The following is a 15,379-nucleotide window of genomic DNA, read 5'->3' as shown; positions in this document are numbered from 1 at the left end:
TTTAAATCACACCGTATTGGTCACGATAAGCTTTCACCGCTGCCAAATGTTCGCCACTATTACCTTGCTCTTCAAGATAAGTGATTAAGTCGGTCAGGCCGACAATCGAAATCACCGCACAACCGAAGTCTCTTTCTACTTCCTGAATCGCGGACAACTCTCCGGTACCTTTTTCCTGACGATCAATGGCGACCAATACACCAGCCAGTGCCGCACCGTTGGCTTGGATGATTGCCATCGACTCGCGAATCGCAGTGCCAGCCGTAATCACATCATCCACCAGCATAATCTTCCCTTCAAGCGCACTGCCGACCAGATGTCCGCCCTCACCATGATCTTTGGCTTCTTTACGGTTAAAGCAGTAAGGCGTATCGACATCATGATGATCCGCCAACGCCACCGCGGTTGTGGTTGCAATCGGGATCCCTTTATAGGCCGGGCCAAACAACACATCGTAGTCAATGCCTGAATCAACCAATGCCGCTGCATAAAAACGCCCCAGACGCGCTAAATCCCGCCCGGTGTTAAACAGACCGGCATTAAAGAAATAAGGGCTTTTCCGGCCGGACTTCAAAGTAAACTCACCAAATTTAAGAACTTCTTTTTCAAGGGCAAATTCAATAAATTCACGCTGATACGCTTTCATGACTGTCTCTCTTTCTATTTCTCTTTTCTTATCAATGTCGATGTGTGTCGATCCACCACGACCACTAAAAACTGACCGCAAAAAAATAGCTCCGACAAGGAGCTATTCTCTACGATTAATCTGCTAAGGCTGCTTTTTGCACCGCAACAATATCTGTAATACCTTTTTTGGCCACCGCCAGCAGATCCAGTAATTGTTCATGACTGAACGGTTCGCCTTCAGCCGTCCCCTGAATCTCAATCATTTTACCGGCTTCGGTCATCACCACATTCATATCGGTGTCGGCTGCCGAATCTTCGACATATTCCAGATCACACAACACATCATCACCAAGAATCCCGACCGAAACAGCAGCAACGTGGCCTTTCATCGGGTTCTTCTTCAGTTTGCCCGATGCAACCAAAGACTCAAATGCATCCGCCATCGCGACACTGGCACCGGTAATCGATGCCGTCCGGGTACCGCCATCCGCCTGAATCACATCACAATCCACGGTAATCATGATTTCACCCATCGCTTCCAGATCAACCACAGCACGCAGACTACGGGCAATCAATCGCTGAATTTCCATAGTGCGGCCACCTTGCTTCCCATTGGCAGCTTCCCGACGCGTTCGCGAGTGCGTTGCTCGCGGTAACATGCCGTATTCAGCGGTCACCCACCCTTTGCCCTGACCTTTTAACCAACGTGGTACATTCTCCTCCACACTGGCATTACACAACACTTTGGTATTGCCGAACTCAACCAACACAGAGCCTTCGGCATAAGCGGTATAATGGCGAGTAATTTGAATCGGACGAACTTGATCCGCAGCACGGTTGTTTGGACGCATAAGGTATCTACCTGTTGTTGTCTTAGATGAGTGATGAAATTGGCCGCAGATTATAGCGGAAATCCGATCCGCAAACCACCATCAAGAACACACCGCACAACGCAAACGACATCGGCTGAAATGACAACCAAACAATCCGCCGGATTCACTATCAACGCACGTCTTACACCATAGAATTGTGTTAAGATGAAACCAATAGCAAGTCCAAATCTTCAAGACTTAAGGAAAATTTGATGATTTATAGTATGACCGCATACGCACGCAAAGAGGCAAAAGCTGACTGGGGTACAGCCGTATGGGAAATTCGCTCCGTCAATCAACGCTATCTCGAAACCTATTTCCGACTCCCTGAGCAATTCCGCAGTCTGGAACCGATTCTGCGTGAACGCTTTCGCAAGCGTCTGGCCCGGGGCAAAGTCGAATGTCATCTGCGATTTGAGGCCAATCCTTCAGCAGCAAACGAACTGACGATTAACGAAGCACTCGCCAAACAGGTGATCGACGCTGCCAATCAAGTCATGCATATGACCGGAGAGCTGAGCCGCATCAATCCATTTCAGGTGATGCAATGGCCGGGCGTCATGGAAACACCTGAACACGATATGGACACGATCAATACCGAGCTGCTCGATGAGTTTGACGGCGCTTTAACAGAGTTTATCGAATCCCGCGGCCGCGAAGGCGAAAATATGAAAGCGCTGATCGAACAGCGTCTGGATGCCATCACTCAAGAAGTCAACAAAGTCCGGGCCCACATGCCTGAAATTATCGAATGGCAACGCGAGCGCCTGTTGAATAAGTTTGAAGAAGCCAACGTCGAACTCGACCCCGGCCGCATCGAGCAGGAACTGGTGCTCATGGCCCAGAAATCCGACGTTGCCGAAGAACTCGACCGTCTCGATTCACACGTCAAAGAGACCAAAAACATTCTCAAAAAAGGCGGCTCCTGTGGCCGGCGCCTGGATTTCATGATGCAAGAGTTCAACCGTGAATCGAACACGCTGGCCTCAAAATCAATCAATACCGAAGTCACCGCCTCCGGCGTCGAACTGAAAGTTTTGATTGAACAGATGAGAGAGCAGATCCAAAACATCGAATAGGTTCTTGGGTAGAAAGCTACCCGTCCAAGAATGTCTTAGAAGCCCTGTATTACCTTGTGAATAGCATTGAAAATACAGGGCTTTTTTATTTCCCCGTCCAAATCGGTTTGCAGATGTCTGTTAAAAACTACCTGTTTAGTGGTGGGCAGAATGATGGGCAGCCATTATTGCCCCCCTCCATTATTTCAGCAACTATGGAGTAAACATGCGAAAAATCACAGTAAAACAGGTTATTGCATACAGCAAAGCCGAACCCCAAAAATATTCGGACGGTGAAGGACTGTGCTTTTGTGTCCGTAAACAAGGCTCGATGACCCGCTACACCACACAGCCAAAAGAAGGCGAGAAGCAACCTTGAGGCAATTTCCTTTAATGTTGCTGGCGGACGCTGCCGCCTATTCCAGAAAAAGTGCCGCCGCATATTTTCGAAAAGAAGTATGAGGCGGCATAGATCCTCTTCTGGAGAAACAGAAAATCGAGTTATCTGACATTGAAACCGTCGATCAACTGTTCCACGACTGGTATCGAACCGATCTGAGTCGACGACTCAAGCACCCCAAATTCCGTATCGGGTTTATACCAACAACATTAGCCCAGTTATTGGCATTAAATGTATTGCCGAAGTGACCGCACGCGACGTGCGCGAAGTATTAGAGCGCATCCGAGAAAGTAACCGCCCTACCATTGCTAACGACACCTTGATGTACATGAAGCAGCTGTTTCGACATGCGATTAAGCTCGATTTAACGCTGAATAACCCCGCAGCAGCCTTCACGGTGGACGATGCCGGTGGCGTAGAGTCCAGTAAAGACAGGATGCTCAGCAAAGAGGAAATTCACTACGCCTTTAGTGTGTTTCATACTCATATCAACAGCTTTGGCCGCGATAACTACCTCGCTTGCAGCCTGTTTTTTGGTGTTGGGCGTGCGCAAAAGCGAGCTGTGTGAAGCCATGTGACGTGAAATGGATTGAACCACGGGCGTATGGGACCTGCCCAAAGAACGCAGTAAAACTGGCGTGCCGATCAGCATTCCTTTACCGCGCCAAGCCATTGTCTGGTTCAACGGATTGCAAAACCGCGCCTTCTGCTTGACTAGGTCGCCAGAGCAAATAGGCAATTCTTGTACTGGTTTGTTACTGAGTGGTTTAAGAAAGAGTAATGGAAAACCACGAAGCAAAGTGATCAGCCACCAGATTAACCTAACGCTGCTGCACCACCGCTGTGGGCCGGAGAATGATGTTTGGCTGAAAGCGAATTTTGGTACCGTAACTCATTACTGTACCAACGAGTAGAGACCTTTATCCCAAATCATAAACTTGAAAACGAAACCAAGCCCCAGAAACGAGTACCCCCTCACAGGGCGCTGATCTAACGGGTAGCGGGAGGGGTATTGTTAGTGCTATTTTAATATCAAACTCGATATTATTTGATGTCGCTTTTTAATTGGCAGTTGTTCGGAAAAACCGAACAACTGCCAATTGACGGCCTGAGACTTAATAAACTGGTTTTTTATTGTCGATAAGCAGGAATGCGGCCAGTTCTTAGTTACTGTTTGCTAAATTGCACAATTGGTAAAACAACCCTTGGCAAACGCAGTCGTTCACATTGAGTACTCAAGAACTCACGCCAATAGGGCCAAACATGGTAGCTAGCATTTTTCAATGCAAATTCATCAATCGCTGCCTGCTCTAATTCTGCTGTGACTTGGTATTCTGCAATAAAGTCTGCTTCAACAAATGCTTTAATATCAGGATCGCTATTTTCCTTAGGATTAACCCAACGTGTCCCCAAGCGGATATAAATGCGCACCAAATGGCCATCACCATCAATATCGATCAATTCACTTCGAAGAACAACATGCATTTGTTGCACTAACAATGCTTCAAGTTCCGTAGATTTTGGGTCAAAGTCATCAGCACACTTAGCTTGGCACGATTTAACGTATACATCCTGTATCACTAAAGCATCAATAGCCTGTTGTAACGATTTTGATACTTTTTTAGCCATAACACGCCTCTAGTTCGAGTTCGTGCGATGCAACAATTCTCGTCTTTCGAGCAGTCGATGAGAAATCCACTACAGCTACATTTTTCCAGCTTGTCTGGATATTACACTCAACACCCGCATCCGACATTAACTTATCTAAAGCAGCTGGCACTTCCGCCGCTAAACGGAGCAGTTTATCCATTGCGTCTGATTGCATCACATCGTCTGATTCGTACTTGGAAAACGCAACAGGGCCACCACCAAACACTTTTGCAGCATCAGCCTGTTTTAAGCCCCAGCGTTTACGCAAGACCTGGAGTTCATTACCCGTTAACAAGCCTTGCACCTGCTTTTTAAAAGCAATCATTGCACGCTTGTTAAAGCGAGCTTCAGCAGTACCTGCCTGTTCACTGCCACAGCAATCACACACTACATACTGGCTTTCAATTTGGCCTTGTTGACCTAAATGCTCAACTGTAACCCTCTCAGTATGGAGTGTTAATTGGCCCATCTCACAAATTGGACAAGTCTGACTATTCATCACATATCCTCAGCGCGACAAATGACAAGAAACCAGTAATAACAACTTACCTGTCTTGCCTATCGCAAATTTCACATAGTATTCGTAGCGCATTTCTTTATGCGCATACTCCACCCATTCATTTCTAAACAGCCGATAACTATCACATGCAGCCCAAGACATAGCCTTATCAGTTTGACCAACTATGCACCATTCTGATTTTAGGTAACTTCCTGAACTCAGAGCGGCACAAACTAGCTGTTTAACATCATCAATATCGTATTCCATTGTCTGAACATCTTTTCTACAACGTTCAGTCAATAGCTTAGTGTTGTCACCAACGGTTGCGAGCAATGCCCTAACCAACTCTGATGAATAAAGAGGTCCGTCTGCGATATAGATTCTGTCACTGCCTGCTTCATTAGGAGGCTGCTCATCAATATATGCGCTTACATTTATCGCATTATTTACCATAATGGTAATTTAATCCAGTTAAAGTTGAACATTTAGCCTTCATACCATTGCCTCTTCGTACACTTTTTCAACCTCAACAAACTTATTGACGCTCTCTAGGCGAGTTAAGGTTGTGAGTTTCATCGAGTTTTTCATTGGGCGATGTGGCACATTGGTCACTGGCGTTTGCAGCGATAGCGGTTTGCCGAGTTCAAATAAATAATACAAATCAACAGAGCCTGACTTCTTACCGGCTTGCTCTTCGGTAATGGTGTCGCGTGGTAACACAGTGACTCGCTTAACCGGCCAAAGTTTGTCAATTTGCTTGGTTGAACTTTGGACGTCTGAGGTAGACGCCAACGCTAAATAGCGAATTTCCTCGGCAATATGCTGCTTAAATTTCTGCAAAAACGTGCTTTGCGGCAGGTGATACCACTGCGCTGTACCTTGCTGAAATTTTTCAAAGTAGCCATTATCACGGCCACGTTGCCCACCTAATGCCACTGTCATCGTCAAATCAGGGTACAGCACTTGGCGCATGCCATAATAAGGTATGCGTGCTGCTTCTTGTACGTAGAGCCTTTCCGCCATGCCAGCCACAGGGTAAATGGCTTCATTGTTTTGTCCTGTTTGTGCATTCGGCGCTGTGCCAATTTGCGCTTGCAAAAACTCTAGCAACCACTGATGACCGGAATAACTGCTCTTAGTCTGGGTAGGATCAGTTTGACTGGGGTCATTTTGGCTAGGCCTATTTTGACTGGGTAATAATGCAAACGCGCCAATACCCACTTCTTCTATAGCGGCTGCGTAGGGGTTGGGTTTTGTGGCTTGATCAAAAAAGCCTGGGTATAAAGCAAACGCACCAAAAACTGGGCGGCTTTTTTTAGCAGGTTGGCCTGCTATTGAACTGGATGGCTGCTCAGACAAGCTCGGCTCTGATAAACGGATGAGAGCATCCCGATAACGGTGCATTTGGTTAATGGCATCGTCTGGTACGCCATCTACTACGGCTAATTCAGCTGCTTCTTTCTCAACCTCAGTTTTGCTTTCCCAGTGTTTTAAATCTTTCTCTGTTGGTTTGCCTATCAATTGGTTTTTTAGATCAACTTTAATGTCAGAAATTCTATATTTGGCATCAAACAGCCAAATAAACTGCTTCTCTTCTGATGAGCCTGAGTCTGAACTTGCGCTTTTAGGCAATGTCACTTCCAACACAATATCCGGTTTTTGGTTAACTACATACGACCGAATTAAACCGTCTTTGTTGAATACTGGCTCGTGTGCTAGCCTTGCAGTGACACCATCGCTACGTTTAAAACGAAACGCGCCTCTCAAACCATCTTCTTTAAAACTGTACTCAAAAAAATCATTTGGTTTTAACTCTGCCGCACTGTTTTCCACCAATTCAAAGCCAAGATCACGCTCTAATATCTGTTTCAAGCATAAAAAGCACCACACTTCGTAAATCTCAGCCACCGATTTCATCGAAATGCTCGTCTGATTGCCAAAAAGATCTAAATAAAATTTCAGCTCCTGCCAAACACGATACACCGCGCTGTAACCGGTTTTTTGCTGTAGCACTAACGACCCGCGGCTTAACCCTGTGTATGCACCAACCTCTTTTAAAAAACTTTGGCCTAACACTTTTTGCAGCGGCTGCTGCCAACTATGTACTTCATCAATGAAGGATTCTGATAAACGTGGGCGCTCTAGTGCTTGGTTACTTTGCCTTAGCTTTTGTTCAAACTCCGCTAATTGCCGCTTGCTTTCACTCACCACCATTTTGATAAAGCGGTTTTCTGGGGTATCGACACTCAGTTGCTTTTTTTCGACCGCGTAGCGTTTATCGTACTGGCCATTCGCAAAATCTTGCTTGACCTGCTCAGCTAACTTATGAGGCAAACGGCCTTTTAGTTTGGCCGCTTTAATATTGGCAACCGTTGGTTGTAAGCGGCTATGCGGTGCAGCACATACCACCTTTAAGCCACTTTCAAAACGCTTTCTTAGCTCTTTAAAGCTTTCAAGCCACATTAGAGGAAAGTGAACCCGCTTTTTGCTTCGTGCAACAGTTTGGTCAGTTTTTTCTACCAAACTAAAACGCCAATGAGGAAATACAGCATCAATGGCTTGGTACATGGCAGGCAAGTCTTGGTGCAACGCCATTTTGGTTGGCAGCACTTCAAAGGCAATATGCTGAGTCTGTGTTTTGCCATTCAGCTCAAAGGTAAGTGGCAAACGTAACCACCCCACATCATTGCCGATATTGATGGTGCCGGTTAAACGTGCAGGCACCACGCCCCTTGCGGTTTTTCCTTCGGGAGCAAAACGAAATGCCTCATTCACACTTTGGCTGCGGTGGGTTAACCGCGCGTTAGACACTTCACTAAAAAAGACCCACTCAAACTGGTACTGAGTATTCTCAAAAAACAGCGGGGAATTTAATGTCAGCTCAGCGTGTTTCGCTAAGCCATTGGCAACAAGGTCACTATCATCTAACCCACTTTTGTCTAAACTACCTGCAACAAGCCCTTGCGGTTCAATAGCATTGCTCAGTTCAGCCGCAGGCGCAAAGCGCAATTCGTAGCTAGGTTGTATATCATTAGCGCTCGCCCTGTGCGCCATTGTATTCTGGTACACGCTCAACCGCTGGCTAATATCATTCGCCCAGACCGAAAACTCAAAGTCGGGGGTTTGTAATCGTATTAACTCCGGCATTCCCTACCACTCCTTTCACCATCGTTGCTCAGGTCAAACTTATGTGTTGCATGCATCATAGAAGGCATCAAACAAAATCGGCCATTAAGGCCAGAAACTGGTGAAGGTGGCACTGGCTAAACGATCGTCCATCCACATTAACTTGGCTTTTGAACGACACGGAATACGCAGTACTTTGTTATCATCAGTAGCGCCATCGGCAGTAATTTTCTCACGATATAAGTCTGGGCGCTGATTCGCCTCGTCCGTTTCAGACGCTAACCAAATTGGGGCTAACTGGCCAGCCAACACGTTATTCAGTTCTGCCAACAAAGCCTCGCCATCTGGTGTAGTCAGTTTGTCGGAATCCCCCTCTATACGCGGCAATACCTTACACATCATAAAATCATCCCAAACGGCTTTGAGGGTTAAGTCATCTTGTGGTTGGCTGCTGACGACAGCAAGAAGAAGTTCGTTTAAAGCACGAAACGCCAATTCAAACGGCGTGTTTTTTAGCACTGCATTGACAGCCGATAAAAACGCAACAGTTTTAGTGCCGTCAGCATCAAAGGTATTGGCTAAATCCGCCTTGCTGGCGTTTGACCAAATAGGATAGCTAAGGCGCTTATTGCAACTGGTTGGGGTGAAAAAGTCGTTATAGTCGTTAGGGAAAAACGCACCAAAATCAAAGCTCAGTGCACGGTCAATCACTTTGCGCGAAAAACCATGCGTGGTTTCATCCATATTCACCGTGCCCGCGACCAGCAGGTTAAACGGAATGCCTAAACCATACTGGCAAATCAAATCCCAAAGCTCGTTATACTTACCATCGTCAGTGCTGTCAAAGCCTAGCGCTTCACGCAGCTTTTCTTTATCAGCGACGGCTTTAATGGTGGCGGGTTTTAATAGCGCATCACTGCTGTAGGTAAAGCTGTCATCCGTCCAACGCCACTCGCGAGTTTCCAGTACCGATAAATAATCGGCAAAATACTGCTCAACAGGCGCAAGATTCATTTCATCTAAGCACAGCCAGTAAGGCAACACCTGCTCAAGCGCATCACGTTCGCCTGCTACTACTAAACGCTCACCTTGGTCTTCGCTATCTTGAACCTCAACGGTTAAGTTACTATCAACAATGGCACGCCATGCTTTGGCGATAAACTGCAACACATCAGTGGTGATATATTCAGCAGCGCCATTTAAGCGCGAAATGTAGCCCAGCAAATCACTCGGCTCATGCCAATCGGGGCGTACCGAGGTTAAGCAATAGGTTTCATCAAACTGCATCGAGGTTTTTGCTTGCTCACGCACAAAACGGGTTTTACCTGTACCTGAGATGCCAGCGAGAAGGAGGAAAGGTTTGGAAAGAAGCTGTGCATTTTGTATTTGAGCAGCGCTGAAAGACAATGCAGAAAACTCATCTGGACTTATATCCTTAATAACACCCAAAGAATGAATATCTTCATTCAACCATTGGATCACTTTATTTTTACTCCTATTTCTACCTTGACTTGGACGCATAAAACCGACAGGTGGAAAATTTGCAATTATTGTTTCAATTACACTTCTATCGTTACTTCCTGACCTCAGGATAGTATCTACATGTACTGGATGACCTTTTATTAGTTTTGAGATCACCGCAACAATACGCTCAAAACGTATAGTTATTTGACCTTCTCCACGGGATACAAATATTTTCCCCTCATCATCCCAATCAACATTATTAATTACCGATGTATTCCTTCCTGTTATGTATTGCAACTCTTTACCAACGAGCTGATCTATCCACATTCTCGATTTGCTTAATGCATCTTCAATTTGCATCTATCAATCCTTCAGATAATCTTTTATCGTTTTAGCTATTCCATATGAAAATAGATAAGGAACACCGTTTCCAATTGTTTTAAACATGGCACTTAAAGTCATCGAACTAGGAAGTTCGAAATCACTAGGTAAAGACTGAATAGCCATAGCTTCAGCAGCAGATATTCTTCTAGGCTTAGTTGGATGCAAATGAACTTCATTATTACCGTATGCAGCTGTTGGTGAGTATCGAAAACGATGAAGCCTTTTATAAGACTTTCTGGATGTATCACCTTCATCAATAACTAGAAATTTAGCCAAACCAGCTCTTGGTGTAAAATGATGATCCTTATTTGGATGCTGATTAACTTTATTATTATTAAACCAATAGCCAACAGTAAGCTCTAAAGGTAATGCACGTGGGACCTCAAGCTCTTGTCCAAACGGGCTTTTATCAGGCCATTCATAAGAAAAAGCTGACTTATTGGGGTATTTCATATACCTATCCCAAGAAAAGTCTTTGTCTATCTTTTTATATAGATCTTTTTTGATCCCAAAAAGTATGATCCGATCTCTATCTTGAGGGACACCAAACTCTAATGAGTTAATCAAACGATCATTTAGCTCGTATCCTGATTCAAGCAACTCTTTTTTTAACTCATCATAGAATTCACGGTGCTTTTTAGTTCTCCATAGTCCTTTAACATTCTCAAAAACGAACCAATCAGGCTTATATTTTTTTATACATTCAACATAAGATCTTGATAACTTACCATTTTCCCCAGTTTTACCTGCATTCTTCCCCCCAACTGAAAAATCAGGACAAGGCGGTCCACCAATAAAGCCTATGAGGTTACCTGCTAAACTCTCATTTCTAACACTTTCGTGAAGATGACCATCATCTTTATCATTTAGGTAGTCTTCTATTGAGTTTGCCTGATAACCGTATTTCGGCTCACTGTGACCCATTTTTTTTCTGCTAAACTCATATGCCTTGATAAACTGATTTTCTATTTCATTTACAAATACAATTTCAAAACCTGCTTTTTCAAAACCAAGATCAAGAAATCCTGAACCTGAAAAAAAAGAAAATATTACATTACTCACAGTAGTCTCCTACAACAATAAAGGAGCGAAATTTTATAGTTGGCTTGACCTGGCCTGATACGCGAGTCAAACAAATAATGCCTAAACCATCTAATGTTTTCAGTGTTCTCGACACATTACTGACCGCTCGGCCTGTAAGTGTTGCCAGCTCAGTCACTGATTGCGGCTGTTGTTCGGCAATCACTTTTAACAACTGCTGGTTTTCTTTCGACAGCACATTGGCCACCGATTTCAGCGAGTCGAACCAGATATCGACGGGGTAATCAGGGTCGGGGGTTTGCCCCTTAATCCCAATAACGCAGCGCGATTGTTTTGCGTTTTTCATTGCTTTACTCGCATAGCTTACTCGAATTGTTTGCTCACTAGGTTCCCAGCAAGTAGATAAAACAGCGCTTAACCAATCTAAAGACTGTACGCTTATACATAAGCTGCATATCTTATCAACTGCTGATAATAGCGCAAGACTATTTTCCGTTGAGGACGATTAAAAGCCCAGTGTTCAGGAAGTACACAACCAGTACGCTAGCGGTATTGTCCGCTTTAGACTTTGGACCTCGCCCAGCTCTTATGTTGGCTGGCAGTTCACTACAAGACGACAAACCCACACAGGATTAATCGCCTTTTTAGTCATCCAAGATGCTGCCTTTAACGCAGTACATGCGTGGGCGGGTGTTGTCGGGCAGGCTGACTTTGCGTTGCGGCCGATTACCATCGGGGACTAGGTAGCCTGCGGCCATCAGCGCTTTGGCGGCGCGATCTGGGCTTAGGCCTTAGGTGGCTTCACGCCAGCCGATTGGGTCAAACAGGTAGAGGGTTTGTGGGCCGCTGGTGTCTTATCCAACCCGCCCGTTGGCGTACTTGGCTACTGTAACCGATTTGTTTGGGTGTAAAGCGGCTTTCGCCATACTGCTCAATAAAACTGCGTACCTGGCGGATGGCTTGTTGAACTTCATTGGCGGCAACACCACCGCGGGCGAGTATCCATTGGTTAAGCTGGCTTAAACAGGTGGCTTCTACACTTTGGGCTGGCCAATCGAGTACTTTGGCTCGAATCGCTAACAGGCCGACGCTGCCCAGTAAGGCAAACTTTTCTGCTACTCGGCGTACTTGGCCGTCGGCCTCGGCCGATAAGCTGGCTAAAAAACGTTGGCGTACGCTTTGGAAAACAGGGCGAGCCTGCGCGCTGTGCTCCGTTAAATATCGTAACCAATCCAAGGCCAAGCTGCCGTAATGTTGGCGCGTTGCTATTCATCTCACTGGAAGGTAACCGATTTGATGCTAATGGTTTATCCACGGCCATAGGTAGCACCGATACGGCGGGTTTCAATCCACTGGTCGATATCGCTTTCTAACCAGCCCACGGCACGCGCGCCAATACGAATGGATCGCGGAAATTCTCCGTTGGCCATCAAAGCATAAATGGTACTGCAGCCAAAGTCAGTTTTGGCCTTTACCTCGGGCAAACGCAAAATCCGCTGCTGACGAGCTGGGTGTACTGATGTGATGGGTGATTGCGTGGTTGGGTTCATCGTTTGCTTCCTCACTGATCTGTTAAGTTCAGTTAGGAGTTTGCCAGTACTAAACGGACGCAGTAGGCAGATAAGTGACCAGATCGTGCAGCTTTCTGAGAGTAGCAGTAACAAACCGCCCCAGAATTTACATAATGCCCCAAGTAACAAATGCCATGTGGGCATGATTGGTGTGTGGCTAAGTGGCGTGAATTAAGGCTTTGCCCAAACGGCCCCAAAAGCCCAAGGGGTAAGTGGGGTTACAGCAAATGAAGTGTGAGGCAAAGATTGAAAATGAAACTATAACTTCTTTATCCATTGAAAAATGAAAATATAGTTTCACTTTAATCTGCTTAATAATATCAAACTGTCACTTTACTCAAAGTCAAAAGTGAAGCTATACTTTCACTATTTGAATATTTAAGAAAATATAGTTTCACTATGAATACCATCAAATCAACAGCAAAGCGCACCGCTGTCGTTTTTCCAAAGCACAAAAAGGTGTTAAGCATCTTGGGCGAGAACTTAACTCTGGCAATGAAGCGACGCGGCATTACCCAAGAAATGCTGCACGAAAGAACTGGTCTGTCTAAACCAACGTTACGAAAAATCCTAAAGGGCGATCCTTCCGTTTCGCTTGGTCACTATGTCAACGTATTAGCCTGTTTAGGTCTCTTGGAAGACCTAGCCAAAGTCGCCTTTGATGACGAGCTGGGAAGAAAGCTGCAAGACATCCAATTGCTGAAAAAAAAATAAGAGTGTCTCATTATGGAAATCTACGTTTATGCTGATTGGACTGAGTCAACCGACCCTATATTAGTTGGCACATTACGATCGTCAGAAATTAGAGGCAAAGAACATTTTAGCTTTAGTTATGACAAGACATGGCTAACTTCCGATTATGTTCGCCAAATTGACCCCTCTTTAAAACTATTCGTTGGCGAACAACATGCGCAGGGCGATAAGAATTTCAAAACATTTCTGGACTCATGCCCAGATCGTTGGGGCCGATTGTTAATGCAGCGCAGAGAAGCAGTGGTTGCTAGACAAGAAAAACGGCGAGCAAAAAAACTATACGAGACGGATTACTTATTAGGTGTTCACGATTCATTTCGCATGGGAGCGCTGCGCTTTTGTACATCACCAACGGGGCCATTTTTAGACGATAGCCATGAGCTGGCAGCACCCGCAATAACCAGCTTACCCGAGCTACAACATGCCGCCAATAAAATCGAAGAAACTCCGGATTTGGATAATCCAGATTATCTGAAATGGCTCAATATGCTGATCTCACCGGGCTCATCACTAGGTGGAGCCAGGCCAAAGGCGTCAATAAGAAATCACGACGATAGTTTGTGGTTAGCTAAGTTCCCTAGCCGTCACGATGATTACGATATTGGCTTATGGGAGTTCATTGTGTATCAAATGGCCATTGAGTCTGGAATCGAAATGGCTGAATCAAAAGTTGAAGCTATTGGCAAACATCATATTTTTTTAACAAAAAGGTTCGACCGTACCGAAACAGGAAAGCGGCTACACTTCAGCTCAGCGATGACTCAACTAGAGTACTTTGATGGTCAGGATGATGGGGCAAGTTACTTAGAGCTGGCTGAGTTTCTGATCCAACACGGCTCGAATACTCAGTCAGATCTTGAACAACTTTGGACCAGAATACTGTTTAATATCATGGTATCTAATTGTGATGATCATCTTAGAAATCATGGATTCATTCTGGAGTCCACTGGTTGGCGGCTATCTCCCGCCTACGATATCAACCCTGTGTTATACGCCACTGGTCTACACCTTAATATTGATGACGTAAGCAACGCGCTTTCGACTAACTTGGCATTTGACGTTGCAGAGTATTTTCACGTTACCGAAAGTAAAGCCAAGGCCATCCACCAAAGATTGTTAAAAGCCGTTTCACAATGGGAAAGCCTTGCCCAACAAGCGGGCATCCGCAAAGAAGAAAGAGAACTATTGAGGGACTGCTTTATACTCGACTAGAACGCATAACACTTTTATGCGCATAAAAATGTAAAATTCCGCACTTTTCTGCGCGTAAATGTGTGAAATGCAAGTTGAGTGCTCATCAGTGTATTTTACTGAACGGGGAAATGCAGCGGTTAGAGGTCTACACAAAGTTACTTCAAAGGTAACAATCTGTAGACCTTGATGCCTGATATTCGACACTCAGACTTATCACTCTTGGATACCATAGTATCCATATTGAGCTTATTTCTATTAAAATGGACACCATGATGTCTATTTTAGCTTAGGCGAGTTTTCTGCTGACTCATCACTATCACATAGAACAAGCGAAAAAATGGCCAAGCTATGTTGACAGAAATCGTGCTCGATAATGCCTTTCAAAACTGCTATGTTTTAACCCTAACAGCAGCGTGAAAACGACACTGTTTTTCCATTGCTCTCCACTAAAATTTAGTAAAAGCCACAGGCAAGTGGTGGGCAGAATGATGGTCAGCCATTATTGCCCCCTCCATTATTTCAGCAACTATGGAGTAAACATGCGAAAAATCACAGCAAAGCCGAACCCCAAAAATATTCGGACGGTGAAGGACTGTACTTTTGTGTCCGTAAACAAGGCTCACCTTATTGGATGATCCGCGACACCACACAGCCAAAAGAAGGCGAGAAGCAACCTTGAGGCAATTTCCTTTAATGTTGCTGGCGGACGCTGCCGCCTATTCCAGAAAAAGTGCCGCCGC

General features: G+C 45.1%; 15 protein-coding genes and 1 pseudogene. 5 read left to right on the top strand and 11 right to left on the bottom strand.

Annotated features, from left to right (window positions below; translation table 11 throughout):
* Window position 1 precedes the first annotated feature (1 nt).
* On the bottom strand, window positions 2-646 hold the full coding sequence (gene pyrE / locus AC55NX_RS04840) for an orotate phosphoribosyltransferase (protein ID WP_496994797.1): 645 nt from the start codon (window positions 644-646) through the stop codon (window positions 2-4).
* 115 nt (window positions 647-761) lie between these two features.
* Window positions 762-1,478, bottom strand: coding sequence for a ribonuclease PH (gene rph / locus AC55NX_RS04835; protein ID WP_496994709.1), 717 nt, complete (start codon window positions 1,476-1,478; stop codon window positions 762-764).
* A gap of 233 nt (window positions 1,479-1,711) precedes the next feature.
* Between rph and AC55NX_RS04830 the strand changes: the two genes are divergently transcribed.
* The 3 genes from AC55NX_RS04830 (at window position 1,712) to AC55NX_RS04820 (ending at window position 3,525) form a co-directional block, all read left to right on the top strand.
* A complete protein-coding gene (locus AC55NX_RS04830) occupies window positions 1,712-2,578 on the top strand; it encodes a YicC/YloC family endoribonuclease (RefSeq protein ID WP_496994708.1) in 867 nt (288 codons plus the stop codon).
* 205 nt (window positions 2,579-2,783) lie between these two features.
* The gene (locus AC55NX_RS04825; protein ID WP_496994707.1) at window positions 2,784-2,936 is read left to right on the top strand and encodes a hypothetical protein; all 153 of its coding nucleotides are present in this window, start codon (window positions 2,784-2,786) and stop codon (window positions 2,934-2,936) included.
* Between the two features lie 265 nt (window positions 2,937-3,201).
* The gene (locus AC55NX_RS04820; protein ID WP_496994706.1) at window positions 3,202-3,525 is read left to right on the top strand and encodes a hypothetical protein; all 324 of its coding nucleotides are present in this window, start codon (window positions 3,202-3,204) and stop codon (window positions 3,523-3,525) included.
* 599 nt (window positions 3,526-4,124) lie between these two features.
* Here the strand turns inward: AC55NX_RS04820 and AC55NX_RS04815 are convergent.
* The 9 genes and pseudogenes from AC55NX_RS04815 to AC55NX_RS04775 all read right to left on the bottom strand — a co-directional run bounded on the left by AC55NX_RS04815 (window position 4,125) and on the right by AC55NX_RS04775 (window position 12,671).
* Complete coding sequence (locus AC55NX_RS04815; protein ID WP_496994705.1) at window positions 4,125-4,586, bottom strand: preprotein translocase subunit SecB; 462 nt, start codon at window positions 4,584-4,586, stop codon at window positions 4,125-4,127.
* Complete coding sequence (locus AC55NX_RS04810) at window positions 4,579-5,106, bottom strand: type II toxin-antitoxin system MqsA family antitoxin (protein ID WP_496994704.1); 528 nt, start codon at window positions 5,104-5,106, stop codon at window positions 4,579-4,581. Before AC55NX_RS04810 ends, AC55NX_RS04815 begins: the two co-directional genes overlap by 8 nt.
* Window positions 5,107-5,115: 9 nt before the next feature.
* Window positions 5,116-5,559 carry a hypothetical protein gene (locus tag AC55NX_RS04805; RefSeq protein ID WP_496994703.1) on the bottom strand — a complete coding sequence of 148 codons (444 nt, stop codon included), beginning with the start codon at window positions 5,557-5,559 and terminating at the stop codon, window positions 5,116-5,118.
* Between the two features lie 39 nt (window positions 5,560-5,598).
* Window positions 5,599-8,253 (bottom strand): DUF2357 domain-containing protein, encoded by a 2,655-nt coding sequence (locus AC55NX_RS04800; protein ID WP_496994702.1) that lies wholly within the window; start codon window positions 8,251-8,253, stop codon window positions 5,599-5,601.
* A gap of 84 nt (window positions 8,254-8,337) precedes the next feature.
* Window positions 8,338-10,056, bottom strand: coding sequence for an McrB family protein (locus tag AC55NX_RS04795; RefSeq protein WP_496994701.1), 1,719 nt, complete (start codon window positions 10,054-10,056; stop codon window positions 8,338-8,340).
* 3 nt (window positions 10,057-10,059) lie between these two features.
* A complete protein-coding gene (locus AC55NX_RS04790) occupies window positions 10,060-11,142 on the bottom strand; it encodes a DNA cytosine methyltransferase (protein WP_496994700.1) in 1,083 nt (360 codons plus the stop codon).
* Entirely contained in the window at window positions 11,135-11,467 is a 333-nt protein-coding gene (locus tag AC55NX_RS04785) for an HVO_A0114 family putative DNA-binding protein (protein ID WP_496994699.1), read from the bottom strand. Before AC55NX_RS04785 ends, AC55NX_RS04790 begins: the two co-directional genes overlap by 8 nt.
* Window positions 11,468-11,765: 298 nt before the next feature.
* Window positions 11,766-12,384: pseudogene (locus AC55NX_RS04780) on the bottom strand (DUF927 domain-containing protein); the annotation flags it as partial.
* A 44-nt stretch (window positions 12,385-12,428) separates the two neighbouring features.
* Window positions 12,429-12,671, bottom strand: a complete 243-nt coding sequence (locus tag AC55NX_RS04775) for a helix-turn-helix transcriptional regulator (protein ID WP_496994698.1) — start codon at window positions 12,669-12,671, stop codon at window positions 12,429-12,431.
* A gap of 420 nt (window positions 12,672-13,091) precedes the next feature.
* On the opposite strand from AC55NX_RS04775, the gene AC55NX_RS04770 reads away from it, so the two are divergent.
* Both AC55NX_RS04770 and AC55NX_RS04765 read left to right on the top strand, forming a co-directional pair.
* On the top strand, window positions 13,092-13,406 hold the full coding sequence (locus tag AC55NX_RS04770; protein ID WP_028299537.1) for a helix-turn-helix domain-containing protein: 315 nt from the start codon (window positions 13,092-13,094) through the stop codon (window positions 13,404-13,406).
* Between the two features lie 12 nt (window positions 13,407-13,418).
* Complete coding sequence (locus AC55NX_RS04765; RefSeq protein WP_496994697.1) at window positions 13,419-14,657, top strand: type II toxin-antitoxin system HipA family toxin; 1,239 nt, start codon at window positions 13,419-13,421, stop codon at window positions 14,655-14,657.
* Window positions 14,658-15,379 lie beyond the last annotated feature (722 nt).

Source organism: Vibrio rubrogenes, assembly GCF_059641415.1.
This window is presented reverse-complemented; position numbering and strand designations above follow the sequence as displayed.